The sequence below is a fragment of the Marinobacter aromaticivorans genome (assembly GCF_002806975.1).
Lineage (GTDB): Bacteria > Pseudomonadota > Gammaproteobacteria > Pseudomonadales > Oleiphilaceae > Marinobacter > Marinobacter aromaticivorans.
Map to the genome: position 1 here is coordinate 1 of NZ_NIHD01000017.1, position 25,398 is coordinate 25,398.

A 25,398-nucleotide genomic window follows, 5' to 3' on the forward strand; every position below is an offset into this window, starting at 1 on the left:
TGATGTTCCAGGAAAGCCACTTCGGCTTTCAGGCGGCTCTCAACAAACTCCCTGGACATTCTCTCCAGAAGTAACCCGTGCACAAGCCAGGCGATTGCCATCAATCCAATGCCTGCAGGCAACAGCAGAAGCAGGAGTGCGCCCTTTACCGATACAGGCTTTTTAAACAGGGTCATTAAACAGGTATCCCTGGCCACGCTTTGTTGCAATGGTCTCCGGCCCGACCAGTTTTCTCAGGCGCCGGATATAGGCTTCGATGGTGTTTTCGTTGGGGCTTTCGTTAAGATTGTAGAGCTGCTCCATTAGCTGTTCCTTGGAAAAGATATGGCCAGGCCGGCCCATCAGGCATCGCAACAGCCGGAATTCCGTGCCCGTCAGGCTGTGTTCTGTGCCATCTTCGATTATCAGGCGCTGTCGGTTCTCGTCCAGTTCAAAACGCCCGACCTTTACCGTGGAGTGGACCCTGCCTTCGCTTCTGCGCAAGATGGCGTTTAACCGTGCAATCAGTTCCTCGGTTTGAAAGGGTTTGGCCAGATAATCGTCTGCGCCAGCTTTAAGTCCGTTGACCTTATCTTGCCAGTCCCCCCTTGCGGTCAGGATCAGTACCGGGAAAATGACTTTACTTGAGCGCCACTTTCTCAGCACGTCCAGGCCATTTCCATCTGGTAGCCCGAGATCCAGCACGCCGGCTTTGTAGTCCTCCTGCTCGCCCAAAATAATGGCTTCGTTGGCAGAACGAGTCACATCCACGCTGAAACCGGCCTTCTCAAGTTGGCTGGCAAGCCCTTCAGCAAGCAGCCGGTCGTCCTCTACCAGCAGTAACCTCATTGATTGCTCCCTTTACATAACTTCGGCTAAATAACTTCGGCCAAAACAGGCTAAAGCAGTGTCGCTTATCAAACTGAATTGAGCCTGAACCGCAAATAGTTCCAGATTTTCAGAAAGAGTTCAGGTTCGTGCGCGATGGTACCTGGCGTTTTAGCAGCATACCCACGTTACCAGATAAACCCGTTGGGTTTTGAAGGCACACAATGCCGTACCAAAGGAGAAAGCTTGATGAGTCCAGCAAAGTTCGCAGTTGCAGCAGTTGCCATGTCAATTTCCCTGACAGCGTTTGGCGCAGGTACCCACGGCGGTGGGCACGGACACAGCGCCAAGAGTGGCGAACCAGGCAAAGCCTCGGAAGCAAGCCGCAGCATCACCGTGGAAATGTATGACAACTACTACGAGCCTGAAATCATCGAGGTCAAACCCGGGGAAACGGTGCGCTTTGTAGTTCAGAACAAAGGGCAGCTGGTGCACGAATTCAACATTGGCACCCCCGATATGCACGAAGCCCATCAAAAAGAAATGAGGATGATGGTTGAACACGGCGCCATTCAGGGGGGCAAACTTAATCACGATATGATGGAAATGGACATGGGGAATGGTCAGTCCATGAACCATGACGACCCGAACAGCGTGCTGTTGGAGCCAGGGGATAGCCAGGAAGTTATCTGGACATTTTCCGGGAAGGGCAATATCGAATTTGCCTGCAACGTGCCAGGGCACTACCAGGCTGGCATGTACGGCGAAGTGAATTTCAACTGATCCCTTTCAAACAAGAGAGAGTTCAACGCGCCCGCTCTTTAGCCAGCGCGTCGGGATCTTTGAATACAACGAAGTGGTTCGGGAGCAGTTGACCATGAAGAAAACCCTTGTTGCAGGCACTTTAGGCCTGCTTTTGCCGGCTATTGGTTTTGCCGGTGAGTACAACCTGACCGTAGATCGGGTCGAGATCGATACTGGGGAATTTGTAAAACAGGGTGTCGGTTACAACCGCAAATCTCCTGGCCCGGTATTGCGCTTCAAAGAAGGGGAAGAGGTGTCGATCAACGTCACCAATAACCTCGACGAGATGACCTCTATTCACTGGCACGGTTTGATTCTTCCCTTTGAACAGGATGGCGTTCCGGGTATCAGTTTTCCTGGCATCAAACCCGGTGAGACGTTCACGTATAAATTCCCCATCACGCAATCGGGTACCTACTGGTTCCACAGCCACTCGGGCTTTCAGGAGCCGGAGGGGGCATTCGGTTCCATTATCATCGAACCAGAGGGGCGTGAGCCGTTTCGCTATGACCGGGAATACGTGGTTCAGTTGACCGACAAGCACCCCCATTCCAGCGATCGGGTCATGCGTAACCTCAAGGTAACGCCGGATTACTACAACCGTAAACAGCAAACACTGGGCGAGTTCTTTTCCGACGCTTCGGAAAACGGCTTCCTGAACACGGTGAAAGCGCGCTTGGCATGGGGCGGCATGCGCATGATGCAAGCCGATGTTGAGGATCTGCAGGGGTTCACCGGCATGATAAACGGCAAGAGCCCGAAACAGAACTGGACAGGCCTCTTTGAGCCCGGCGAGCGAATTCGGCTGCGCTTTATCAACTCGTCAGCGATGACCTATTTCGATATCCGGATTCCGGGCCTGGAGATGACCGTTGTGCAGGCCGATGGCAACAACGTGCAGCCTGTCAATGTGGATGAGTTTCGTATTGGTGTTGCGGAAACCTACGACGTGATCGTTCGGCCCAAAGACGAGCAGGCCTACACGATTTTTGCCGAGTCCATGGGGCGCTCCGGCTATGCGCGAGCGACACTGGCACCAGAAGAGGGGATGGAAGCGCCTGTTCCCGGGTTACGTGAGCCCGCACGTTTGACCATGGCGGACATGGGCGGCATGCCTGGCATGGAACACGGTGACATGGGCAGTGCAAACGAAATGGCTGAAATGCCTGATATGGATCATTCCAATATGAAGGGCATGGATCATAGCACCATGATGATGTCCGAGGGTGGCGCAAGTGATCCCTTTTACGCCAAAGGCAGCGGGCTGGTTCCGACCGCAGCCAATGGCGGCAAATTCCTCTCCTACGCCGACCTCAAAGCACAGAAGCCACTTTACGAAGAACGGGAGCCTGCACGGGAAATTGAGTTGCGCCTCACAGGCAACATGGAACGCTACACCTGGAGCATCAATGGCGTTAAATACGAAGACGCTGATCCCATACGCCTGAAGTATGGCGAACGAGTCCGCTTCAAATTCGTGAACGAAACCATGATGACGCACCCCATGCACCTGCACGGTATGTGGTCGATTCTCGATGTTGGCGCGGGCCAATGGAATCCGATCAAACACACCGTCAGTGTGCAGCCTGGTACCACGGTTTACATGGAAACCGAAGTGGATGCGCCTGGGCAGTGGGCCTTCCATTGCCACCTGACTTACCACATGGCGGCTGGCATGTTCCGAAAAGTGATTGTTGAGGGTGGGCCGGAATCTACACAGGCCGCATCCAGTGAGCAGCCGAGCGAAGTTGGGGGTGACGTATGAAGCTTTGGATGCCGTTGATTGCAAGTGCGGTTGTTAGCTTGAGTGTCATACCGGCGCTGGCGTCTGCTCAAGAGCGGATGCCGGATACCACCCAGCGTAAGCAACCGCTGAAGGTGTGGGGCGCGCAGTTCGAAGAACTTGAATACCGTTACAGTGACAGTGATGAAGAAATAGGTGTTTGGGATGCGGATTTCTTTTATGGCACTGACAATTTCAAAGCTCGCTGGCTTACCAGTGGGGAGTATTCCTTCGAAGAGCAAGCTTACGAAAAACTCGAAAACCAGTTGGTGGGGCAAGTCCCGATATCAACATTCTTCGATGCAAAGGCCGGGGTACGATTCGACACTCCGGAAGGCCCGGATCGAACCTATGCAGTTCTCGGTGTGGCAGGCCTGGCGCCGCAGTGGTTTGAAATCGATGCGAACCTTTACGTGAGCAAGGACGGCGACACATCTGCTGATCTGGATGCGGAGTATGAGTTGCTGCTCACCAATTACTGGATCCTCACTGCTACCTTCGATGCAACGGTAGCATTCAGCGAGGATCGGGAAATTGGAGTCGGTAAGGGCCTGGTATCTACGGAAACCGGGTTACGGCTCAGCTACGACCTGATTGACCGCGCTTTCTCGCCTTACCTTGGTATTGTTCACGAACGCCAATACGGCGATACAGCGGACTTTGCCAGGGCCGATGGCGGCAACACAGAGGATTGGTTTGCGGTTGTCGGAGCGAGGCTTTCTTTCTGATGGATTTTGTGCATGGGTTTTGAGCCTTAACTCTTGGCCCATATCCGCGCAACTTGATCTACCGCAAATTCTGCTATGACCAGGTCACTTGCACGCCAATTTTCAGTTGCAGTTCAGGCTGGAGTGTTCTGATAGAGGTTGAGCACACAGATTGAAAGGTGCAAAACCATGATTAAAGCCCATAAAGCAACAAATCAGGAGCAATTTTTGCTTCGACGCAAACTGACGGTTGACGGCCTTACTGAGGTTCAGTGGGAAGACTTGATTCAGGAACTGAATCATCATCCGTGCGTCGATTTTGCCAAGGGTAAACCAGAAGGCAAGCTGATTGTCACGTTTGATGGCACACATTGGTCCACCGACGAACTGGTTAGCTTCATTGAGGCTAACGGAGGTCGTTTAAAGGGTGGCTGGTGGCAGCGTCGAAGGCTCGCCTGGTACCAGTTTACCGATGACAACGTTCGAGCCAACGCCAAGCATGAACCCTTTTGCTGTTCGAAAATCCCACCGATGAAGAAATAAACGGGGGTTGAATGAGCAGGGAGCAAGACAGAACAACTCGCTACAAGGAAGGTAGCCTGACTCTATCAGGGACTGTCATGCTGGGCACCGGCGTCATGATTGGCGCCGGTATATTTGCGCTTACTGGACAAATGGCCCAGATGACCGGAGCGCTTTTCCCGCTCGCATTTCTGGCTGCGGCAGTTGTTGTGTCCTTCAGTGCCTACTCCTATATCAAAATTTCCAACGCCTACCCATCCGCAGGCGGCATTGGCATGTATCTCCATAAGGCCTACGGCGACCGTTTGGCGACGGCTTTTAATGCCTTGCTGATGTATTTTTCCATGGTGATCGCCCAGAGCTTCCTGGCCCGAACATTCGGGTCGTACACTATGCAGTTATTTGGCGGCGATGAAAGCGGGCGCATGGTGTCTATATTGGGTGTGTCGCTGATTTTGGCGGCATTCCTCATCAATCTGCTCGGCAATCGCTGGATTCAAGGCGTCGCTTCGTTTATCGGAATTCTCAAAATTGGCGGCATTCTTGTGTTCGGGCTTGTGGGCGTATGGCTGGCCGACAGTCTTGCAGTTGATTTTTCCAGAAGCGGCGAGACCGGCGCTATCGGAAACTTCCTGGGCGCAACGGCGCTGGGCATCTTGGCCTTCAAAGGATTTACCACCATTACAAATAGCGGCTCCGAGGTGAAAGACCCGCACCGCAACGTTGGTCGCGCCATTGTTATCTCCATTGCCGCCTGCGTTGTGCTCTACACACTGGTGGGGTTCGCCGTTTCAAGCAATCTCTCCCTCGCCGAAATTATTGAAACCCAGGATTACTCTCTGGCGGCAGCAGCACGCCCGGCACTGGGTGATTATGGCCTGTGGTTCACCGTGGTGCTTGCCATGATGGCGACTGCAGGAGGCATCCTTGCCAGTATTTTTGCAGTCTCTCGCATGCTCGCCATGCTAACTGAGATGAAGCTGGTGCCCCACAGTCACTTTGGAATGCCAGGCAGTATCCAGAAACACACGCTTGTATACACCGTGGTGCTGGGCCTGGTTCTGACGGCCTTTTTCGACCTCTCAAGGATTGCGGCTCTGGGTATCGTCTTTTATCTGGTTATGGATATAGCCATTCATTGGAGCGTGCTGCGTTACCTGTATCAGGATGTGAAGGCCAGGAGGTGGGTGCCCGCAGTGGCGATCATCCTGGATCTAATGGTTCTGGGCGGCTTTGTATGGGTCAAGCTGACCACCGACCCCTTTGTAATAGGGGTGGCCGTGGCAACAATGATTGTTATTGCGGTTGCCGAGCAGCTATTCCTGAAGTCGTCTGCCAGAAAACAGGCGGTGACAAGTGACGAGGCTCACGAACACCACCACTGATATTCAACAGGTAAATCGGAGAGTAACCCTATGATGGATGGAAATATGTTTGGTAACACCATGTGGGCCGGGCATTGGTTGTGGATGCTGGTTATTGGCATTATAGCGGTAATACCAGCTTGGCGAATTTGTCAACGAACCGGTTACCCGGGCTGGATGGGAATCCTGATTCTTATACCGGTGGTGAATCTGGCTCTTTTGTACTTTATTGCGTTTGCAGACTGGCCGGCGGACAAGGCAGGAACGCGTAATGAGTGAGTATCAGCATACACATCACCACGGCCACGATACCGATGAGCATCTCAATGAACACGCGGTAAAAGACCCGGTTTGCGGAATGTCTGTGGACCCCCATGCTGCAAAACATCGCAGCCGGCATGCTGGCAAGACCTGGTATTTCTGTTCTTCCCGATGCCAGACGAAGTTTGATGAAAGCCCGGATAAATACCTCGGGGAGAAACAGGAGCCTGCGGAGCCGGTAGCCCCCGGAACCATGTACACCTGCCCGATGCACCCGGAGATCCGTCAGCAAGGGCCGGGCGATTGCCCAATTTGCGGCATGGGCCTGGAGCCGGAACAAGTGAGCCTTGACGACAGGCCTTCGGCAGAGCTTGCGGATATGACGCGTCGGTTCTGGATTGGACTGCTTCTCGCATTCCCGGTGTTGGTGCTTGAAATGGGCGGCCACCTCACAGGTCTTGATCACATCATCTCGCCGCAAACCTCTAACTGGATTCAGTTGGTGCTGGCAACGCCTGTTGTTGCCTGGAGTGGTTGGCCGTTCTTTGTTCGAGGCTGGAAATCAGTTCTCAGCCGCAACCTGAACATGTTCACGTTGATCGCAATGGGTACTGGCGTTGCGCTGATTTATAGCCTCGTGGCGACTTTGGTTCCACAGATTTTTCCCGATGCTTTCCGCCAGGTGGACGGCTCGGTCGCCGTTTATTTCGAAGCGGCTGCGGTTATTGTGGTGCTGGTGTTGCTTGGGCAAGTGCTGGAACTGCGTGCTCGAGAGAAAACTTCGGGTGCGATAAAAGCCCTGCTGGATCTGGCCCCGGCCACGGCAAGAAAGCTGGACGATGACGGAGGTGAGTCTGACGTTTCTCTTGATCAGGTGAAGGTTGGTGACCGCTTGCGAGTGCGCCCGGGCGATAAAGTGCCCTTGGATGGAGAGATTCTTGAGGGGCGCTCCAATGTCGACGAATCCCTGGTGACGGGTGAACCCCTGGCTGTGAGCAAACAGGTTGGTGACCAGGTGATTGGTGGCAGCATGAACCAGCAAGGCGGCTTCATTATGCGAGCCGACAAGGTCGGGCGCGACACCATGCTGTCGCAGATTGTGCAGATGGTAGCAAACGCACAGCGCAGCCGTGCGCCGATTCAGGCTTTGGTAGACAAAGTGTCCGGCTGGTTTGTTCCAGTGGTCATCGTGATCGCCGTTATTGCCTTTATTGTCTGGTCAGTCGTTGGGCCAACACCACCAATGGCCTATGGCCTTATTGCAGCGGTGAGCGTGCTGATTATTGCGTGCCCATGCGCTCTTGGTTTGGCTACGCCTATGTCAATCATGGTTGGCGTAGGGCGAGGCGCACAAAATGGCGTGTTGATCCGTGATGCCGAAGCGCTTGAGCGTATGGAGAAGGTCGATACGGTGGTGGTCGATAAAACCGGCACACTCACCGAAGGTAAGCCCAAGGTGACGAAACTGGTTCCGGCTAACGACTTCAGTGAAGAAGATCTGATGCGATATGCCGCTGGCCTGGAGAAGGGCAGTGAGCACCCGCTGGCCCATGCGATTCTTGATAAAGCCAAAGCCATGGAACTTGCCTTGCCGGATGCAGAGGATTTCGACTCGCCCAATGGTAAGGGTGTAACCGGCAAGATTGATGGGAAAAGCGTTTTGATTGGTAATCGGTTGCTAATGGAGTCACAGGGTGTCGATACCTCTGCCTTTGAAGAAAAGGCAGATCAGCTTCGTGTGGATGGAGCCACGGTGATATTCACTGCGGTGGACGATCAGGTTTGTGGGTTGATTGCCATTGCAGACCCCATCAAAGCAACCACCGAAGCGGCTATAACCTCGTTGCAGAAGGACGGCATCCGCGTGGTTATGTTGACAGGTGACAACCAGACCTCTGCCGAAGCCGTCGCCCGCATGCTCCATATCGATGAAGTCGAAGCAGAAGTGCTGCCAGAGGACAAAGCGAAGATCGTCCAGCGGTTCAAGGAAGAGGGCCGCATTGTGGTGATGGCCGGAGACGGTGTGAACGATGCCCCTGCGCTGGCTACGGCCGATGTGGGCGTTGCTATGGGTACCGGTACGGATGTGGCTATTGAAAGCGCGGGCGTAACCCTTTTGCGCGGTGATCTGATGGGCATTGTCGAAGCGCGTCATTTATCAATCGCGACCATGCGCAACATACGGCAGAACCTGTTTTTTGCCTTCGTTTATAACGCAGCGGGTATACCGATTGCGGCCGGTGTGCTTTACCCGGTCGCAGGGATTCTCTTATCACCGATTTTTGCCGCTGCGGCGATGTCACTGTCTTCGGTGAGCGTCATTGCCAATGCGCTGCGATTGCGGGTGGTTAAGCTGAAATAAACAAGGCTTGAGGAGTTCTCGGCCACATGTCCAACGGCACCCCATGCCCATCGTCCCCGGCCTGGGGTGCCCCGGAAAACAGAGGTACAAAGATATGATGGGTAGGTTAAAACTTTCCTTGGGCATTCTTACGATCGGAGTGATCAGCGGCTGCAGTGACGGAACTGTAGATGGCCGCTGGTACACCCAGGCCCAGGTCGAGCGTGGCGCAACCGTGTTCGACAGCAACTGCGCAAGCTGTCACGGCTCCAAAGCCCAGGGCGCCTTTAGTTGGAGAAAGAGGCTGGAGGATGGCTCCTATCCGCCGCCACCACTCAACGGCACGGGGCACGCCTGGCACCATCCGTTCGACATGCTAATGGGCACAATCGCGCAAGGTGGTGCCCCCCTGGGTGGCAAAATGCCCGCCTTTGGAGGTGAGCTCTCCAAGGACGACCAAAAAGCCGCTATCGCGTTCTTCCAGAGCAAATGGGATAAGCGGATTTATGATGCGTGGGCTGAAAGAAGTGGCCTTTAACCTCCCGTACAACTGACTCCACCGATTTGATCCGGGTAAATAAAATGTACTGCTCCTGGCGCAGAAAAAATCCATTTTCATGTACAGGAACCTGATATCCAATGCTCAACTATCCAAAAATTGATCCGGTAGCGATTTCATTGGGCCCGGTGCAAATCCATTGGTACGGCCTGATGTACCTGGTCGGCTTTCTGGCTGCCTGGTGGCTGGGCCGCCGCCGGGCTCATCGATTGGGGTTTAGCACCGATGCAGTTGAAACGTTGATTTTCTACTGCGTGATGGGCGTCATACTGGGCGGTCGCCTGGGGTATGCGCTCTTCTACGGCTTCGACAAGCTGGCCGACAATCCGTTTTGGTTATTCAAAATCTGGGAAGGTGGCATGAGTTTTCATGGCGGCTTTGTTGGGGTATTGGTCGCAGCTTTGATTTTCGCTCGCAAGCAAGACTTACATTTTTTTCAGCTCACTGACTTTATCGCACCACTGGTGCCGATTGGCCTGGGGGCAGGGCGCATCGGCAACTTTATCAATTACGAGCTTCCGGGGCGAGCCAGCGATGTACCCTGGGCCATGGTGTTCCCGAATATGGGGCCGGCTCCACGACACCCGTCGTCACTGTATGAATTTGCACTGGAAGGTGTCGTGTTGTTCGCTGTGTTGTGGTGGTTCTCGCGCCATCCTCGTCGAAATGGAACAACGTCCGGCCTGTTCTTGTTGCTCTACGGGGTTTTCCGTTTTTCTGTCGAGTTTGTTCGCCTTCCTGACTCGCAGTTGGGGTTCATCACCTTTGGCTGGATGACCATGGGGCAGTTGCTAACCCTGCCAATGATCATTGGTGGACTTGCCTTGATTGGTTGGTCGAGATATCAGCCCATTAACACTGCAAAGGTGGCGAACGTCTGATAAGTCTGATAAAGAGTGCCCGTCAGATTCATTGCCGTAGAGAAATACAAGAAGTTGAACTCCTCACCGATTCAGCATGGAGACATCGCGCGATGTCTCCATGCTCGACATACCTAGACTGCAACGACTTTCGTCTTTTTTGCGTCTATACCCTCCGGTTTTCAGGTTGATTTCAGCTGCTCAGGGTTTACTGGTACCTGTTAACGCGACTTGAACTCACAACGCAGAAGTCAAATACATATCAAAAGTAAGGAAGGTAGGCCGGAATGGACATTAAAACGTTTAGAGAGCTGATTGGCTGGACACGTGATCTGCATGCACACCTGGCACGGTGTCTTTCCCACTGTTCGACACGGAACGAAGAAGAGAGGGCCCGGGCGCTTCTGGACTATCTGGCAACCCGGGAATCTGAAATTGAACGTATTGTGAACGAATTTGAACGAGAGGCGGACACCAACGCCTTGGAAACAAGGGTTTATGACTATCTGTCTCATCATCCTATTAAAACCCACAGAACCTGTGATGAGCCCTATGCAAAACTTGATTTCAACGGTATCTGCCGGGAAGTGTTCGACTTTCATGGTCAGATTACTGATCTCTACCAAACACTTGCCGAGAAAGCCGAAATCCCAAAGGTAAAAGAGTTGATGGGGTCACTATTGGCGATGGAGCAAAACGAATCCAAACGTCTGGCTCGCCAGATTGGCCGGATGGATGATCTCTGATTATTCCTTTTTATCCGTGGGCGGAAGGCGGTGGTTATCTGCGTCAGAACACTCGCTTTGATGTGGAGGTGGCGGGTTACCAATCCATAGTGCGGGTCTGAAAATCACGGGTAAGTGAGAAACCAATAATGTCCTGATGGCTATCAAGGAGTGACCATGGATTTCTATTCGATTGAAGACTCACACCGAGTCCAGCAGCGCGCCGCACAATACCGCAAGCGCTACCCCAAGTTTGTCAGTTGGGCACAAGGTCGCGGCGTTGTCGAGCACACGGATTTGACCCAGGTGCGGGTGTTCGATTTATGTCAGGAACTGATCTGTGCCGGGCGCTACAACACGCTCGACGACGCATTGGCGATTTTCGACGCAGCGGACACCCTGACCAATGCAGCCATGTGGTTGGTGGCCCACATGACCTACGCCAACAAAGTGGATTTGTCCGGGCAGCCGTTGGCGGCGAACGACTTCAAGGAAAACCCTCAGGGTCATACTGGCGGTTCGTTAAATATGGTGCCCACCTATATTGGTTACACCGCTGCCAACTCGCTGGCGGGGATCACCCGCAGTTGGCTGATGGGGCAGGGCCACTGTGTGGCAGCGATATCAGGCCGAGCAATTGTTAAGAGATGGAGCTGTTGCGCTTAGCGAGGGTGTCGATGTGCAGTTAGTCGCGGTGGGTGCCTATCAACGGCAGGTTTGTCAGGCCGTGGCCGATGATCTCAGCCAGCAGGGTATTTCATGCGGGGTTGTCTGTCTGCTGGAACCCGGGCGTTTCCGCGATCCCCGAGATGGGATAGAGGCGGAACATCAGCCACCCAGCCAGACCAAAGCGACACTGTTCCCCAGCGACATAAAGCTGCGGGTATTCGTGTGCCATATGCGCCCGGAAACCCTGTTGGGGGGTTGTCGGCCTCTCGATCTGGGGCGGGATCGCACACTGGCTTTCGGTTACGCCAACCATGGAGGAACACTCGATACCGCAGGCCTGCTGATGGCCAACGGCAGTGATCCTGAATCGGTCAGCCAGGCCATCGTGTCGCGGCTGGGCAGCCTCGACTGCAATACAGGTAGATCAAATTATGAATGAATCGTTCAATCACGCTGGAGCCTGGGGCATCACGCTGATCGTTATCGTATTGGTGTCCTGGTTCTTCTATCGTTACTTCGCTCCGAAGAACTGGCGGGAGTGGGCAGGTGCGGGGGTGGTACAGGCCTTTATAATTGCCCTTTATGCCGAAATGTACGGCTTTCCGCTCACCATCTATCTGTTGGTGCGCTTTTTCGGTCTGGACAGCGAGTATATCAGCGCCAGCTTATGGTCGACCCTGGTAGGGCTCGGCGAAACCGGCATGATGGTCTCCATGCTGCTTGGTTATGCACTTGCCTTTACCGGGATAGGTCTTTTCATTCAGGGGTGGCGTCAGGTTCATAAGGCTCGCGGGGAAAATCGTCTGGTGACAGACGGGTTGTATGCGTATGTAAGGCATCCGCAGAACACGGGGTTGTTCATTGCCCTGTTTGGCGAAGGTGTTGTGCATTGGCCAACGCTGTTCTCGATCGGCCTGTTTCCCGTGATCGTGCTTGTCTACACATGGCTGGCTCGCCGCGAGGAACAGCAAGTTCTAAAGCAGTTTGGTGAAGAATACCGAGCCTATCAACAGCAGGTACCAATGTTCATCCCCCGTTGGGGCCAGTGGCGCAGACTCGCGGCCGCTTCACGGGAAAGCCGTGATAACAAAACGCCATGAACCCCAAGCCAAAGCCACGTTTTCGTTAGGGTAGTGTGATGCGCTGCGCTGGATGAAATGGGTATGAGGCAAACGTTCACACCTGAAAAAACGGGGGCAAAGCCACCACCGGGCGTGCGAAAGTTGGTGGTTTGGCCCTGATAGACGCGCGCAGCGGCAACCGGTTTGAAGAAAAGTTCTCGCCGAGCGCTCCACAGTTCTGCTGCGTCGCTTGCTGAAACCTGACGGGTTTTCGGTACTGCACTTTCGAGATATTCCGCATCATCTTCATTCAGTCCCCAGTCACGCAGGGTCTGGGAGTCTGACAGCAGAATCAGGTTTCGTTTGTCGGCCATAAGAGCATGGGCACGAGGGTTAGGTGTTACTACCACCGCACCGTCGAGGTAGGCCTGTCTCAACGCGTCATTAGCCCGGGCATCTAGCGCGAAGTCCACCAGCCGGTTATACACCATATCGATGGGCTTACCCTTTGCTGTTAACGCATCACCGACATACTTCAGCTCCGATGGATCGAGTATCAATGCCTCTGGCCTGAAGTAGCTGCTGGGCCAATTGGAATTCGGGAAACATAAATTGGGTTTCCGGTGAATCGTCTACGATGGCCAAGCGGCCGGCTATCGAATCAGTGCGTTGCCTTTGCCATTCCTGTTCGAACATGTCGAACACCGCGTTTTCAAATCCATCCAGCGCCTGCTTGGTTTCTGCGGTCTGTTGAGATGGGTCACAGCATCGATGTTGAGCCCGAGTCAGCACCGTGTTCAAAAACGCGCCGCCGGCATTGGTATTGATCTCGATTAACTGAGGGCCATTTGGGCCCGAGTGAAAATCGCAACCTGCGTGGGTATTGCTTGTTCGTTGGTTGTCCTGGGCCACGTTTTGGATTTGGAGCCCGCAGCATAAGTAAATTTTTCGGACTGTAGTCAGCTTTGAACCTCGCCAGAAAAGTCCATGTTTGGCAGCTGTTTTCAGGTCTATTTCAGCTTCGTGTGTTGGACTATCAGAATATTAGCGTGCTCCAATCCGATAAATTTATGATATATCGTTCCTGCATTAGAAAGTGTTTTTAATTTTTGAGCATTTTTATGGGTTGGTTAATAAAACAAGTTCCTATCCCTCATGGAGATTTATCATGGCCGTCAATTATCAAAGCATATTTCGCCGAATTCCCCACATATTCTTTGCAACCGTCTATATGGCCCTGGTGTCTGTACCTGCAAGTGCAGCCGGATATGAGAATGCTCTGAAGGGCGTTAAAAACTATGACGCTGTCTACGAGGTGAGCCAAGGAGATCCCAAAGTCGTTAACCCCGTTTTCTTGGTAATAAAGAATTCCTACGAAGCCCCTGAAGTGAAGTCGCTTTCGAAAGATCCTAATATCGCCATCGTTTTTCACGGGCCAGTAGTGAAACTGCTCTCGACTGACAGCGCATCGTTTAATGAGGCAGAGTTGGTCGAGATAAAAAAATTCCAGACGACTCTTAAACAAATGAAGAAGGACGGGGTGACGCTGGAAGTTTGCCGTTATGCTTTGAAAGGAATGGGTGTAGATGAGGCGACGATCATTCCGGAGATCGACCCGGTAGATAATGGGTTCGTCTCGGTCATCGGCTATCAGATGCAGGGGTACGCGGTTATCCGAATACCCTAAACAAGAAGATCGGTTGTTGTTCTGCGAAATGAAGCTCACCTTGAGGTCCGCTAATGTGCCGTTCGGTTAATTCGCTCATTTATTATCAATTAAACTCAGCTTTGCCCGAGCCACTGACGTCATAATAGATTCTGCACTTTTATGCCAACGGAACGGCTTTGCCAGTTTTTCATTGTGAACCTTGATGAACTTTTTAATCGCAGACTTCAAATCGCCGACGCTGGTGAAAATACCGCGATAGAGTGCTCGTCGCTCCAGTTGGCCAAACCACCCTTCGACTGCATTTAACCAGGATGCACTTGTGGGCGTGAAGTGCAGATGAAACCGTGGATGTTTGGCCAGCCAGGCTTTGACCTCCGAGGTCTTATGAGTAGAGCTGTTATCCAGAATCAAGTGCAAATCCAGACCCTTCGGAGTCTCCCGGTCAATCTGACGCAAGAAGTCTAAAAACTCCTTTGCCCGGTGGCGCTGGGTGACCCGACCGATCACCTGACCCGTCAGGGTATTGAATGCAGCGTACAGGCTGGTTGTCCCATAACGCTTGTAATCATGTGTGCGACGTTCCACTTGTCCAGGGCGAAGCTGCAATTTTGGCTGAGTCCGATCAAGAGCCTGAATCTGGGTTTTTTCGTCAACAGACAGAACCAGTGCATTATCCGGGGGATTCATATAAAGCCCAACAACATCGCACACTTTTTCAGCGAAGTGAGGATCGTTGCTGATCTTGAATGTTCTGAGCCGGTGCGGCTTCAAATCGGCTGCTTTCCAGATCTGATGCACTTGCCAGCGCGTTACCCCGGCATGCTCCGCCATGAGACTGATGCTCCAGTGTGTGGCCTCTTTCGGAACTTTATGGACCGTGTCATCTAAAATTTTCTTGACGATTTTACCGTCCAGTTTTCGAGGCTGGCCAGGTCGCGGCGCATCATAAAGTCCCTCAAGACCGCTCTCACTGTAGCGTTTGCGCCACTTGAATACCGTTTGAGAGCTAACCTGAAGAGACTCTGAGATCTCTTTGGGTGTCTCGCCTTCGTTGAGCAATAAAAGTATCTTGGCGCGCTGTGCCAGGTGCTGGCTCAGGGTACTGGCTCGGCACCAACTTTCGAGTTCCAGTTGATCGTTTACAGTCAGATTAAACGGCGCTGCAGGTTTGGGCACGAAAAGAACCTTTTATTGCTGATCGATGGTTCCTACTATAACAAAAATGGATCCGCGAATTAACCAGACGAAACACTAATCAAGATTGATCGCATAAAAAATATGATCGAGAGCAATTTCTGCTCGATAATCCTTCATATCTTTGGCCTTAATTCCGGTTAAGGAAATACATGTTAACTAACTGTTTTCAGGCTTGTTTCAGCTTCGTGTGTTGGACTAGGGGGTAATGACCACGCACGGTTGGAAACCTTGCCAGCCGGGCGGAAATATCGTAACGAAACCCTCTATTTAAAAGGTAACACGATGAAACATCAAAGAATTAGGCGCTGGCTCACTGGGCTCACCACCGGCATCACCATGAGTGTTTCGCTGATGGCGGCCGCAGACACGACCCGGGCGTTTATTCCTATGGGAATGGCTGATTCCGTGGGCGTTATTGATCTGGTGGGTCGTCAGGTGACGTCTTCAATGACCGGAACTGTGAATACCCATGGTTCGGCATTAACGCCGGACGGGCAGTACCTGGTGGCAGGCAGCCTGACTGCTCATGAAAGCGAGGAGCCCGTCAGCCGTCCCGAAGGCGTGACGGAAGATGAGCACGCCGCTCACCATGGTGGTGGGGCTGCTGCGGCATCGGAAGAACCGAATACGGGACTGCTCTATATGGTGGACACTGCCACCAATGCGATTGCTCGCACACTGGAGGTGCCGGGGCCGGTACACCACGTTCTTGTGACAACGAATGGTCGCTATGCCGTATCCACTCATCCCATGGGCGGCGGTATCAGCATTGTCGATCTGGATTCCGGAAAGCTGGTTAAAAGCGTGGCAACGGGACCTGCTCCCAATTACGTGGTGGAAACGGAGGACGGGCAGTCTCTTCTGGTCAGCAATAGCGGTAATGGCACAATCAGCGAAGTGGACACCAGTCACTGGTTCGTCAAACGCAACATGCGGGTTGGTGGTGGCCCGGAACATATGGTGCTCGCTCCCGAGAATGAACGGCTTTATGTGAATGATGTCGCATCGGGGCAGGTGAGTGTCGTTGAGCTTTCGAGCGGCGTCGTGGCGGCAACCTACGAAATCGGGGAAGAACCCCATGGCGTTGGTTTGAGCAACGACGGCCAGATACTTTTCGCAACCAGCAAAGGCAGCAACCGGATCGTTCGTATTGAGCTCGCCACCGGAGCTCGTCGCAGCGCACCACTGGCTCCGGGACCCTATCACTTAGCTGTATCGCCCCATGATGGCCAGTTATTGATTACCAGTCGTGCAGAGAGCAAGCTTTGGGTGCTCGACCCGGATTCCCTCGACATAATTGATGAAATTCCGCTGGAAGGCATAGGACATCAGATATCACTTGAGGCCAACTAAAACGGTGCTCTTAAGCTGTCGCCTGGTCTTCAAGAGAGATAAATGATGGATCGACGTTATAAAATCACTTTGGCAGTTTTTGTCGGGGTCGCGCTGATTTTGCTCTGGAGTGACCACAAAAGTCACCTGCTTGGCGCGCTGCCCTGGCTGATACTTCTTGCCTGCCCTCTGCTCCATAAGTTTATGCATAGGGGGCACGGTAACCATGGACGACAATCGGACAAAAGTGACAAGTAGTGCAATGGCAGGCAAGTCACTTTCGCTACAAACCATCGTTGGAATGGTGGTTGTCGCGATTCTTTGGGCTATCTGCTTTCCGTTCATAAGTGTTGGGCTGCCGGACGCGCCTCCTTTACTGTTTGCGGCTTTGAGAGCGTTTTTGGCAGGTGCATTTTTGATTGCGATAGGAATGAACTTCGGGCGTAGGTTTGATTGTTCATTTCGACGCTTGGCAATGCTTGCGTTGATTGGCTTCAGTTACACAGGCTTGGGCCTCGGCGGTATGTTTCTCGGCGCGGGTAATGTCGGGCCAGGTGTCGCCACTGTATTGGCGAATGCGCAACCTCTCTTTGCCGCCATTTTATCGATTTTTGTTCTTAAGGAAGTAATGACCGCCTGTTTGTATTTGGGATTGTTTATTGGTTTTGTGGGGGTTGTTGTACTCGCTTTACCCGGTTTTGACTTTGGAACGGATCGTTTTGTCGGGGCGCTATATGTTCTTCTGGGCGCCGTTGGAACGGCAATTGGTAACGTTCTTTTAAAGCTTCGGGCAGGTGAGGGGGATATGTACTTGCCGATGGGAATTCAGCTCATCCTGGGGGCCACATTTCTGCTTGTTGCTTCTTTATTGGCGGGTGAAGGCTTTGAGGTTGACTGGACATGGTCATTTGCCAGCGTTGTTTTCGTGCTTGCGGTTCCGGCAACTGCATTGATAGTTGTGCTCTGGTATGAGCTTCTGGCCCGAGCACCGCTGAATAAACTCAATCCATTTACGTTTCTGACACCGGTCTTCGGCTTACTTATCGGGGCGTTATTTTTCGATGAGACATTCAGTGCAGTCGAAATTACAGGGATTGCGATCACTATTTTAGGCTTGGTGGTGATTGTCTTAGTCCCAAATCAGAAACAGCGTATCGTTTTAAGGTATCAGGAACGGTAATCGAGATGCTCGGTTCTGGGACTTTGTTAACGTAAGGAAACAGTGCATGAAATGCTTACCAGTTATTACTTTTCTTGGCGTTTTCCCGGCCATTGCGCTTGGTGCTGTCCCCTCGGTCGAATCATTGATTGAAGGGATGGAAGACACGCTGTGGTCGGACAGCAACCACGGTCGGTCTACCATGCGCATCGAAACCGAACATTGGGCGCGGGAGCTGAATCTGGAGGCCTGGATAGACCGGACCGAGAAGGCATTGATTCGAATCCATGCGCAAAAAAAGGAGGCCGGGATCGGCTCGCTGCGCATTGGCGACGCCATGTGGAACTACCTGCCCAAGTTGGATCGTACCATCAAGATCCCGCCCTCCATGATGCTCCAATAATGCGCTCCAACACCTCCTAAATATCGGTCAACGGTCTGTGTTTAGCGTGCAGCATGGTAAGTAACAATAAGGAAGTGAACTATTCAAGGCTCATAGTTTGTAAGAGCATGTCGTTTTGTTGCTAATTTTGGAGATCTATCCAGAATTTCCGCCGAAAAAATAGCCAGCCACGCTCTTTTTGGCATGGCTGGACGATGCCTTATGAAATTATCCTCCATCAGGTCTTAAAGCACAGTGTTTTTGAAAGTTTACACTGATGAACTTTAATGTTGATGATCCCTCAGCTCAGATTTATTCATTCTCATATGTATCTTTTTATGCTGACTACTCAACGTCCGCGCATCTACTATGTTTTCGGCTGTTTTGTTCGGATAGCTTCGCGCTTCATTAATACGATCTGCCAAGCCAGAGTTGGCATACACCATAGTAGAGAACAAGGATGTTATTGCTGCTGCGATAATAAACTTCTTTATTTTTAATCCCTCACTTCGATTAATTAAAATTTTGTAGTAATTCACTTTGGTTTTATATTTATATTTTTTAGATTATCAAACAAGGCGTCAACAGTACATAAAAATGCCCCACTACCTCCTTCAATTTTGGTGAGCTAATGTTGTAGAAGCATTTATCTTGGAGTGCTATTTTCTTTCTTTTCCAACACTCGATGGTAGGCTATACCTTTTTTTTCCATCATATCAAGTCGAGCTTCCATACCGCTTTCAGACATTCCATCAAGTGTCATTCTTTTATGAAGTCGTTGCATGTCCTTATTTTTAAGTATGTCCGTCTGAGTTGTTTCTATATTCATGCCGTTATGCATTGAGTTCATATTTTTTTGCATTGATTTCATGTTGTCATGTATTGGATTGCCGGACCTGCTTTCTGGAATATTGCCAGCAAAAGCTGCTGTGGAAAAAGTAACTACGGCTAAGAATAAAATCGACTTTTTCATATCGTACCTCCTGGTTGGTTGATGTGCTCATTCAATCATCTCTTCCTGAACTCATCCTGAAATAAATAATAAAATAAACGTAATAATTATTTTGATATTTATCAGTAATTAATAACGCTTGACCCAGATCAAAATCACATGATTGGCAATGAAATTTCAGCCTGAATTCAGACAACACTTCTATGATTCTCCGCGGCGTATTAATCCAGTGGAGAATGAACCTTGAGTTATATTTCTCGTATATATAGAACAGCTGTTGTGGGTGCCTTGCTTTTAACGAGTTTTGGCCTGTCTGCGGAGCCGAGACTTGCCCTTGAAGAGGCTATTGATATTGCGGTTCGGGGCGACCCCTGGTCGGCCCAAAGCATCCAACTGCAGAAGGCGCTTCTCGATGAATCTGTTGCAGCAGCTGCGTTACCCGACCCGCGAATTACGCTAGGTGCCGCAAACCTTCCCACGGATACCTTCGATACCCGCCAAGAAGGCATGACACAAGCCATTATTGCCCTCAGCCAGCGCTTTCCTCGCGGAGATAGTCGGTATCTAGCCCGCGACAAGAAGAAAGAGCTCGCGGAATCACAGTCGTTTCAGCGGGAGAATCGACAGGAATTAGTGATCAGGTCGGTAACTGATCTGTGGCTTGAGCTTTGGAAAACTCAAGAAAGTGTTCGATTGATTGAAAGCAATCGAGGCCTGTTTGAGCAGTTGGCAGATGTTGCGGAGGCTGGGTACACCTCAACGATGAACGGTTCACGCCAGCAGGATATTATCCGAGCGTCTCTGGAGTTGACCCGTCTTGATGACCGCTTAACGGCACTTCATTCCCGGATGGAAACCGCTCAGGAAGAGCTGGGAGAGTGGATAGGTACTGACACCTTTCGTTTGCGGGTAAGCGAACGCATTCCCCCGAATCTGTTAGCCAGGCTTCCGAGCACAGCGTTTGATGTCAGCGATACCGCATTGATCAGCCACTCTTCAATTCGCGCCACAGACCAGTTGATTGATGCCGGAGCTATTGATATTGAGCTGGCTCGCCAGGCTTACAAGCCGGAGTGGACTGTGTCCGCACAGTATGGATATCGGGAAAAAGCCCCGAACGGTCAGGACCGGGCGGATCTGTTTTCAGTCGGGATCGGGTTTGATCTGCCTATCTTCACGGGCAATCGCCAGGATCGCACCGTGAGCGCGGCAATCGCCCGTGTGGAAGCGGCGAAGTCTGACCGAATGCTGCAGGTTCGGCGAATTAAAGCCGAAGCCCGTGCAGCGGCCGCCCGAATTAGACGGCTCGATGACCGCATCAGGCTGTATGAGCAGTCGCTGCTTCCGCAAACAAGGGAGCAGGCCAATGCTGCGCTCTCAGCTTACAACAACGATGACGGCGATTTTGCCGAAGCTGTGCGTGCGCGTATCGCTGAGCTTAATGCGCAGGTTGAGCTTATTCAGATGACGGCTGAACGAGCCAAAAACCTGGCGAGCCTCCGCTATCTCACTGCCGGTGCGTCTGGCAGCCCCTCATTCTCACTGAAAAACTCCCAGGAATAACAATCATGGCAAATGTTATACGCCCATTGGGCTTTTTGTTGTTAGGTGGCGTGGCCGGGGCGGCAGCGACCTATTGGCTTACCCCTGGATCTCCAGAGGCTGCTGTGGCTGAGGTGACCAGCAATGCCAGTAAAGAGCCCTTGCATTGGGTGGCGCCCATGGATCCCAATTACAAGAGCGACAAACCGGGTAAATCGCCCATGGGGATGGACCTGATACCGGTCTATGCAGATAGCGGATCGGGTAAAGATGCCCCTGGTACTGTTCGTATTTCTCCGAATGTCGTTAACAACCTGGGCGTGTTGACGGAGCCGGTCATTCAGGGACGGCTACCGAACAAAATAACAACGGTGGGGTACGTTCAATATAGTGAAGACGACATGGCCCATGTCCATCCCCGGGTTGAGGGGTGGATCGAGAAACTCTATGTGAAGGCAGAGGGCGAACCGGTGGAGAAGGGCAAGCCGCTCTACACCCTGTATTCGCCTACGCTGGTCAATGCCCAGGATGAACTTGTCCTGGCGTTAAACCGGGGCAATGAGCGTTTGGTCAATGCTGCCAAGGAGCGCCTGGCTGCGCTTAACGTACCTGAAGGTTTGATCCGTCAGCTCACGAAAACCCGCGAATTGCAGCGTACCTTAACGGTGTATGCGCCCACCTCTGGTGTTATCGATAACCTTAATGTTCGCGAAGGTATGTTTATCAAGCCAGGGGATCGAGTCCTGTCCATTGCTGCGCTGGATGAGGTGTGGGTCATTGGTGAAGTATTTGAACGCCAGTTATCCGCAGTGGCATCCGACAATCGCGTGGTGATGACCCTCGACTATTTGCCCGGTCGTCAATGGACAGGAAAAGTGGATTATGTGTATCCGGAGGTTAACCCCAAGACCCGTACCGCCCGGGTAAGAATGCGTTTTGACAACGCCGATGGCACTTTGTTGCCGGGCATGTTTGCAGAGCTGAACATTCAGGGCGCCCGCACCAGCAGACAGCTTCTAGTGCCTCGTGAATCGGTTATTCGAACTGGCCAGAGCGATCGGCTGGTGCTGGCTCTGAATGGCGGCGCGTTCAAATCGGTCGCTGTGAAGGTTGGCCGTGTTGGTGTGCAGTACGCTGAAATCCTTGAGGGTGTCATGCCGGGTGATGAGGTAGTGACATCCGCCCAATTCCTGATTGATTCCGAATCCAGCAAGACCTCGGATTTTCTGCGTATGACGGCCATGCCCTCTGATTCGGTGGATAACGCGGAAATGGATCATGGAAACATGAACCATGAGGGGGCCAACTGATGATTCAGTCGATTATCTATTGGTCCATTCGAAACCGCTTTCTGGTTCTGCTGGCGAGTTTGTTAATAACAGGGCTGGGCCTTTACTCACTCAGTAAAACCCCGGTCGATGCGCTTCCGGATCTGTCTGATGTGCAAGTTATCATTAAAACCAGCTTCCCGGGACAAGCGCCACAGGTTGTAGAAGACCAGGTGACCTATCCCCTGACGACCGCCATGCTGTCGGTTCCCGGTGCGGAAACCGTGCGTGGCTATTCGTTTTTCGGGGACTCCTACGTTTACGTGATTTTCGATGAAGATACCGATATGTATTGGGCTCGCTCCAGAGTTCTGGAGTACCTCTCGCAAGTGGCACCCAATCTGTCTGATTCGGCACGGCCTCAGTTGGGGCCGGACGCAACCGGTGTTGGCTGGGTGTATCTCTATGCGCTGGTTGATCGCACAGGACAGAACGACCTGAGCCAGTTGCGCAGCCTTCAGGATTGGTTTCTCAAGTACGAACTGCAAACCGTGCCCGGTGTTTCAGAGGTTGCTGCGCTCGGCGGCATGGTGAAGCAATATCAGGTCAAGGTCAGCCCCGAGAAGCTCCGTGCGCTGGGGATTCCGCTTTCTCTTATCCAGACAGCGATCAAGCAGGGCAATCAGGAAGTCGGGGCATCGGTTATTGAAATGGCGGAGGCGGAATACATGGTTCGTACCTCAGGTTATATTCAATCCCGCGAAGACCTGATGGCAATTCCGCTAGGCCTAGATGTGAACGGCACGCCGGTTCTGCTCCAGGATGTGGCCAGTGTCGAAGTGGGGCCGCAGATGAGGCGCGGTATTGCCGAGCTGAACGGGGAAGGGGAGGCCGTTGGTGGCATAGTGGTGATGCGCTTCGGCGAAAATGCGCAGGAAACCATCAATGGCGTTAAAGCCAAGCTGGGCGAGTTGCAATCGAGCCTGCCCGATGGCGTTGAAGTGGTCACGGCTTACGATCGTTCGGGCCTGATTGAACGGGCCGTCAACAACCTCTGGTTCAAGCTGCTGGAAGAGTTTCTGGTGGTCGGGCTGGTCTGTATCGTCTTTTTGTTTCACGTACGCTCGTCCTTGGTGGCGATCCTCAGCTTGCCTGTGGGTATTCTCACGGCGGTTATTGTCATGTACTGGCAGGGCATCAATGCCAATATCATGTCCCTCGGCGGTATCGCCATTGCTATCGGCGCCATGATTGATGGGGCCATAGTCATGATAGAGAACATGCACAAGCATATGGAGCGAACGCCGCTCACGCCGGAGAATCGATGGGAGATTGTTGCGAAGTCTGCTTCGGAAGTCGGCCCGGCGCTGTTTTTCTCGTTGTTGATCATTACCGTCAGTTTTGTGCCGGTGTTTGCGCTTGAAGCACAGGAAGGGCGAATGTTTGCGCCACTGGCGTTCACCAAAACCTACGCTATGGCCGCCAGTGCCGCGCTTGCGGTGACGCTGGTTCCGGTTCTGATGGGCTACTTTATCCGAGGGAAAGTGCTACCGGAGCATAAGAACCCTGTAAACCGTTTGCTGGTCGGCGCCTATATGCCGGTGTTGAAACTGGTGCTCAGGTTTCCCAGGTCGACCGTGCTCTGTGCAGTGCTGGTGTTGGCTGTAGGCCTATGGCCAGCAACGAAAATCGGTAGCGAGTTCATCCCCCCACTGGACGAAGGGGATTTGATGTACATGCCCACAACATATCCGGGAATTTCAATCGGCAAAGCCCGCCAGTTACTTCAGCAAACGGACAAACTGATTGCGACGGTGCCGGAAGTGAAAACCGTGTTTGGCAAAGTGGGGCGCGCGGATACAGCAACAGACCCTGCACCTTTGACGATGATTGAGACTTTTATCCAGCTCAAGCCCCGAGATCAGTGGCGCGAGGGTATGACCACAGACAAGCTCAAACAGGAACTCAACACACTGATTCGTTTTCCTGGTGTCACCAACGCCTGGGTTATGCCGATCATCACCCGCATCGACATGCTGGCAACGGGTATTAAAACCCCCGTAGGCATCAAAATCGCGGGACCGGACCTCGCCACCATCCAGAATGTCGGAAAACGCCTGGAAGAAATTCTGGCAGATGTGCCCGGCACAGCTTCGGTTTACTCAGAGCGAGTAGCAGGTGGCCGATACATCAAGGTGGATATCAATCGTGAACGCGCTGCCCGTTATGGTCTGAATATCGCGGACGTACAGCAGGTGGTTGCCTCTGCGATTGGCGGGATTAATGTCTCCAGAACCATCGAGGGCCTTGAGCGTTACCCGATTAACCTTCGCTATCCGGAAGACTACCGGGACTCACCCGAGAAACTGGAACAGCTCCCCATCGTCACGGCCTCGGGTCAGAGAATTGCGTTGGCTGATGTCGCGGATATCCGGATAGAAGATGGGCCGCCGGCGATCAAAAGCGAGAATGCACGCCTGAACGGTTGGTCCTTTGTGGATATAGAGGGCGTCGATGTGGGCACATACGTGGAGCAGGCAATGGCGACAGTGCAAGCGGAACTGGATCTGCCAGCAGGTTATTCCATCGCCTGGTCGGGCCAGTATGAATACATGCTTCGCGCGAAAGAAAAGCTGAGCTACGTAGTGCCATTAACACTGGCCATTATCATCATCCTGCTGTTCCTGAATTTCAGAAACTTTACAGAGGTGGGCATCATCATGGGCACACTGCCGTTCGCAATGATCGGGGCTGTTTGGCTGATGTATCTGTTAGGCTACAACTTCTCGGTAGCGGTGGGTGTTGGTTTCATTGCGCTGGCGGGTGTCGCCGTGGAGATTGGTGTAATCATGCTGGTCTATCTCAACCAGTCCTACCGGGCAATGCTTGAAACCTGCGAGAAGAAAGGCCTGACGCCGAGGCGCGAAACACTGCGCCATGCGGTACTTCACGGCGCTGGTATGCGTGTGCGACCGGTGATGATGACTGCCGCCGCGATCATCGGTGGCCTGGTTCCGATTATGGTTGGCACTGGAACAGGTTCTGAAGTGATGGCGCGTATCGCAACGCCCATGGTTGGTGGCATGGTTACTGCCGTTATTTTGGCGCTGTTGGTGATCCCGGTATTGTTCTATTTGTGGAGACGTAAGGCGCTCTCAAACTGAGTGCACTCAGAAAAGTGCAAGAGCTCAAATTTGTTGGGCTCTTGCATTCGTGGAGCCTGCCCAACTCATCGGGGTTGGTAATTGCCGAGCGGTGAGGTGGAGTTTGTCTTGAGTTGGCCTTTCAGCGTGATAGGCCTGGACATGGCGGGGTTCTATCTCTTTTTGTGGGTATAAAACCTACTATATCGGGAGTGCATTTTAGTTTGCTCCCCAAACATACCCCCAAAACGTGTAGATTAGGTCGGAGTATTATGGACCGATAAGGATTGG

Annotated in this window: 25 protein-coding genes and 1 pseudogene; 21 read left to right on the top strand and 5 right to left on the bottom strand. The window is 52.5% G+C overall.

The window, feature by feature from the left end; genetic code table 11:
• Positions 1 to 176, bottom strand: a pseudogene (locus tag CDH48_RS19615) (histidine kinase); the annotation flags it as partial.
• The gene (locus tag CDH48_RS17100; protein WP_100688817.1) at positions 163 to 828 is read right to left on the bottom strand and encodes a response regulator transcription factor; all 666 of its coding nucleotides are present in this window, start codon (positions 826 to 828) and stop codon (positions 163 to 165) included. The pseudogene CDH48_RS19615 and the gene CDH48_RS17100, both read right to left, overlap by 14 nt.
• Before the next feature lie 228 nt (positions 829 to 1,056).
• Between CDH48_RS17100 and CDH48_RS17105 the strand changes: the two genes are divergently transcribed.
• The 13 genes from CDH48_RS17105 to CDH48_RS17165 all read left to right on the top strand — a co-directional run bounded on the left by CDH48_RS17105 (position 1,057) and on the right by CDH48_RS17165 (position 12,502).
• Positions 1,057 to 1,590, top strand: coding sequence for a cupredoxin domain-containing protein (locus tag CDH48_RS17105; RefSeq protein ID WP_100689952.1), 534 nt, complete (start codon positions 1,057 to 1,059; stop codon positions 1,588 to 1,590).
• 94 nt (positions 1,591 to 1,684) lie between these two features.
• Positions 1,685 to 3,376, top strand: a complete 1,692-nt coding sequence (locus CDH48_RS17110) for a copper resistance system multicopper oxidase (RefSeq protein ID WP_100689953.1) — start codon at positions 1,685 to 1,687, stop codon at positions 3,374 to 3,376.
• An 8-nt stretch (positions 3,377 to 3,384) separates the two neighbouring features.
• Positions 3,385 to 4,122: a copper resistance protein B gene (locus CDH48_RS17115; RefSeq protein ID WP_406564998.1), complete on the top strand. Its 738-nt coding sequence runs from the start codon at positions 3,385 to 3,387 to the stop codon at positions 4,120 to 4,122.
• Positions 4,123 to 4,290: 168 nt separating this feature from the next.
• On the top strand, positions 4,291 to 4,644 hold the full coding sequence (locus tag CDH48_RS17120) for a hypothetical protein (RefSeq protein WP_100689955.1): 354 nt from the start codon (positions 4,291 to 4,293) through the stop codon (positions 4,642 to 4,644).
• 11 nt (positions 4,645 to 4,655) lie between these two features.
• Complete coding sequence (locus CDH48_RS17125; protein WP_100689956.1) at positions 4,656 to 6,008, top strand: APC family permease; 1,353 nt, start codon at positions 4,656 to 4,658, stop codon at positions 6,006 to 6,008.
• Positions 6,009 to 6,038: 30 nt separating this feature from the next.
• Positions 6,039 to 6,266, top strand: coding sequence for a hypothetical protein (locus CDH48_RS17130; RefSeq protein ID WP_100689957.1), 228 nt, complete (start codon positions 6,039 to 6,041; stop codon positions 6,264 to 6,266).
• Positions 6,259 to 8,610 carry a heavy metal translocating P-type ATPase gene (locus CDH48_RS17135; protein WP_100689958.1) on the top strand — a complete coding sequence of 784 codons (2,352 nt, stop codon included), beginning with the start codon at positions 6,259 to 6,261 and terminating at the stop codon, positions 8,608 to 8,610. The genes CDH48_RS17130 and CDH48_RS17135 overlap by 8 nt, the downstream gene beginning before the upstream one ends.
• A 94-nt stretch (positions 8,611 to 8,704) precedes the next feature.
• Positions 8,705 to 9,127: a c-type cytochrome gene (locus CDH48_RS17140; RefSeq protein WP_227521152.1), complete on the top strand. Its 423-nt coding sequence runs from the start codon at positions 8,705 to 8,707 to the stop codon at positions 9,125 to 9,127.
• 101 nt (positions 9,128 to 9,228) lie between these two features.
• Positions 9,229 to 10,029: a prolipoprotein diacylglyceryl transferase gene (lgt, locus tag CDH48_RS17145; protein ID WP_100689959.1), complete on the top strand. Its 801-nt coding sequence runs from the start codon at positions 9,229 to 9,231 to the stop codon at positions 10,027 to 10,029.
• Between the two features lie 266 nt (positions 10,030 to 10,295).
• Positions 10,296 to 10,754, top strand: a complete 459-nt coding sequence (locus CDH48_RS17150) for an ATPase (protein ID WP_100689960.1) — start codon at positions 10,296 to 10,298, stop codon at positions 10,752 to 10,754.
• 156 nt (positions 10,755 to 10,910) lie between these two features.
• Complete coding sequence (locus CDH48_RS19255; RefSeq protein ID WP_188437808.1) at positions 10,911 to 11,399, top strand: hypothetical protein; 489 nt, start codon at positions 10,911 to 10,913, stop codon at positions 11,397 to 11,399.
• 13 nt (positions 11,400 to 11,412) lie between these two features.
• Complete coding sequence (locus CDH48_RS17160; protein ID WP_157807860.1) at positions 11,413 to 11,841, top strand: hypothetical protein; 429 nt, start codon at positions 11,413 to 11,415, stop codon at positions 11,839 to 11,841.
• Positions 11,834 to 12,502 carry a methyltransferase family protein gene (locus tag CDH48_RS17165; protein ID WP_100689962.1) on the top strand — a complete coding sequence of 223 codons (669 nt, stop codon included), beginning with the start codon at positions 11,834 to 11,836 and terminating at the stop codon, positions 12,500 to 12,502. The genes CDH48_RS17160 and CDH48_RS17165 overlap by 8 nt, the downstream gene beginning before the upstream one ends.
• 483 nt (positions 12,503 to 12,985) lie before the next feature.
• Here CDH48_RS17165 and CDH48_RS19480 read toward each other — a convergent pair whose 3' ends face one another.
• A complete protein-coding gene (locus CDH48_RS19480; RefSeq protein WP_227521153.1) occupies positions 12,986 to 13,375 on the bottom strand; it encodes a hypothetical protein in 390 nt (129 codons plus the stop codon).
• Positions 13,376 to 13,631: 256 nt separating this feature from the next.
• Here CDH48_RS19480 and CDH48_RS17175 point away from each other — a divergent pair, with 256 nt between their 5' ends.
• On the top strand, positions 13,632 to 14,150 hold the full coding sequence (locus tag CDH48_RS17175) for a DsrE family protein (protein WP_100689963.1): 519 nt from the start codon (positions 13,632 to 13,634) through the stop codon (positions 14,148 to 14,150).
• Between the two features lie 75 nt (positions 14,151 to 14,225).
• On the opposite strand, the gene CDH48_RS17180 is transcribed toward CDH48_RS17175, so the two are convergent.
• Entirely contained in the window at positions 14,226 to 15,308 is a 1,083-nt protein-coding gene (locus tag CDH48_RS17180; protein WP_100689964.1) for an IS630 family transposase, read from the bottom strand.
• Positions 15,309 to 15,611: 303 nt separating this feature from the next.
• Between CDH48_RS17180 and CDH48_RS17185 the strand changes: the two genes are divergently transcribed.
• Genes CDH48_RS17185 through CDH48_RS17200 form a run of 4 tightly spaced genes read left to right on the top strand, consistent with a single transcriptional unit; the run spans position 15,612 to position 18,223 of the window.
• Positions 15,612 to 16,682 (top strand): YncE family protein, encoded by a 1,071-nt coding sequence (locus CDH48_RS17185; RefSeq protein WP_100689965.1) that lies wholly within the window; start codon positions 15,612 to 15,614, stop codon positions 16,680 to 16,682.
• Positions 16,683 to 16,727: 45 nt separating this feature from the next.
• Positions 16,728 to 16,919 (top strand): DUF2933 domain-containing protein, encoded by a 192-nt coding sequence (locus CDH48_RS17190; RefSeq protein WP_227521156.1) that lies wholly within the window; start codon positions 16,728 to 16,730, stop codon positions 16,917 to 16,919.
• On the top strand, positions 16,888 to 17,841 hold the full coding sequence (locus CDH48_RS17195) for a DMT family transporter (RefSeq protein ID WP_227521154.1): 954 nt from the start codon (positions 16,888 to 16,890) through the stop codon (positions 17,839 to 17,841). Before CDH48_RS17190 ends, CDH48_RS17195 begins: the two co-directional genes overlap by 32 nt.
• Before the next feature lie 46 nt (positions 17,842 to 17,887).
• The gene (locus CDH48_RS17200) at positions 17,888 to 18,223 is read left to right on the top strand and encodes an outer membrane lipoprotein-sorting protein (protein WP_100689968.1); all 336 of its coding nucleotides are present in this window, start codon (positions 17,888 to 17,890) and stop codon (positions 18,221 to 18,223) included.
• Positions 18,224 to 18,848: 625 nt separating this feature from the next.
• On the opposite strand, the gene CDH48_RS17205 is transcribed toward CDH48_RS17200, so the two are convergent.
• The gene (locus CDH48_RS17205; protein ID WP_100689969.1) at positions 18,849 to 19,175 is read right to left on the bottom strand and encodes a hypothetical protein; all 327 of its coding nucleotides are present in this window, start codon (positions 19,173 to 19,175) and stop codon (positions 18,849 to 18,851) included.
• A 222-nt stretch (positions 19,176 to 19,397) separates the two neighbouring features.
• On the opposite strand from CDH48_RS17205, the gene CDH48_RS17210 reads away from it, so the two are divergent.
• Genes CDH48_RS17210 through CDH48_RS17220 form a run of 3 tightly spaced genes read left to right on the top strand, consistent with a single transcriptional unit; the run spans position 19,398 to position 25,128 of the window.
• A complete protein-coding gene (locus CDH48_RS17210; protein WP_100689970.1) occupies positions 19,398 to 20,717 on the top strand; it encodes a TolC family protein in 1,320 nt (439 codons plus the stop codon).
• Positions 20,718 to 20,722: 5 nt separating this feature from the next.
• Positions 20,723 to 22,006: an efflux RND transporter periplasmic adaptor subunit gene (locus CDH48_RS17215; protein ID WP_100689971.1), complete on the top strand. Its 1,284-nt coding sequence runs from the start codon at positions 20,723 to 20,725 to the stop codon at positions 22,004 to 22,006.
• Positions 22,006 to 25,128, top strand: coding sequence for an efflux RND transporter permease subunit (locus CDH48_RS17220; protein ID WP_100689972.1), 3,123 nt, complete (start codon positions 22,006 to 22,008; stop codon positions 25,126 to 25,128). The genes CDH48_RS17215 and CDH48_RS17220 overlap by 1 nt, the downstream gene beginning before the upstream one ends.
• Positions 25,129 to 25,398 lie beyond the last annotated feature (270 nt).

Coding starts and splice junctions, on each gene's coding strand:
- CDH48_RS17100 (WP_100688817.1), bottom strand. CDS start 828: ATGAGGTTACTGCTGGTAGAGGACGACCGGCTGCTTGCTGAAGGGCTT.
- CDH48_RS17105 (WP_100689952.1), top strand. CDS start 1,057: ATGAGTCCAGCAAAGTTCGCAGTTGCAGCAGTTGCCATGTCAATTTCC.
- CDH48_RS17110 (WP_100689953.1), top strand. CDS start 1,685: ATGAAGAAAACCCTTGTTGCAGGCACTTTAGGCCTGCTTTTGCCGGCT.
- CDH48_RS17115 (WP_406564998.1), top strand. CDS start 3,385: ATGCCGTTGATTGCAAGTGCGGTTGTTAGCTTGAGTGTCATACCGGCG.
- CDH48_RS17120 (WP_100689955.1), top strand. CDS start 4,291: ATGATTAAAGCCCATAAAGCAACAAATCAGGAGCAATTTTTGCTTCGA.
- CDH48_RS17125 (WP_100689956.1), top strand. CDS start 4,656: ATGAGCAGGGAGCAAGACAGAACAACTCGCTACAAGGAAGGTAGCCTG.
- CDH48_RS17130 (WP_100689957.1), top strand. CDS start 6,039: ATGATGGATGGAAATATGTTTGGTAACACCATGTGGGCCGGGCATTGG.
- CDH48_RS17135 (WP_100689958.1), top strand. CDS start 6,259: ATGAGTGAGTATCAGCATACACATCACCACGGCCACGATACCGATGAG.
- CDH48_RS17140 (WP_227521152.1), top strand. CDS start 8,705: ATGATGGGTAGGTTAAAACTTTCCTTGGGCATTCTTACGATCGGAGTG.
- lgt (WP_100689959.1), top strand. CDS start 9,229: ATGCTCAACTATCCAAAAATTGATCCGGTAGCGATTTCATTGGGCCCG.
- CDH48_RS17150 (WP_100689960.1), top strand. CDS start 10,296: ATGGACATTAAAACGTTTAGAGAGCTGATTGGCTGGACACGTGATCTG.
- CDH48_RS19255 (WP_188437808.1), top strand. CDS start 10,911: ATGGATTTCTATTCGATTGAAGACTCACACCGAGTCCAGCAGCGCGCC.
- CDH48_RS17165 (WP_100689962.1), top strand. CDS start 11,834: ATGAATGAATCGTTCAATCACGCTGGAGCCTGGGGCATCACGCTGATC.
- CDH48_RS17175 (WP_100689963.1), top strand. CDS start 13,632: ATGGCCGTCAATTATCAAAGCATATTTCGCCGAATTCCCCACATATTC.
- CDH48_RS17185 (WP_100689965.1), top strand. CDS start 15,612: ATGAAACATCAAAGAATTAGGCGCTGGCTCACTGGGCTCACCACCGGC.
- CDH48_RS17190 (WP_227521156.1), top strand. CDS start 16,728: ATGGATCGACGTTATAAAATCACTTTGGCAGTTTTTGTCGGGGTCGCG.
- CDH48_RS17195 (WP_227521154.1), top strand. CDS start 16,888: ATGGACGACAATCGGACAAAAGTGACAAGTAGTGCAATGGCAGGCAAG.
- CDH48_RS17200 (WP_100689968.1), top strand. CDS start 17,888: ATGAAATGCTTACCAGTTATTACTTTTCTTGGCGTTTTCCCGGCCATT.
- CDH48_RS17205 (WP_100689969.1), bottom strand. CDS start 19,175: ATGAAAAAGTCGATTTTATTCTTAGCCGTAGTTACTTTTTCCACAGCA.
- CDH48_RS17215 (WP_100689971.1), top strand. CDS start 20,723: ATGGCAAATGTTATACGCCCATTGGGCTTTTTGTTGTTAGGTGGCGTG.
- CDH48_RS17220 (WP_100689972.1), top strand. CDS start 22,006: ATGATTCAGTCGATTATCTATTGGTCCATTCGAAACCGCTTTCTGGTT.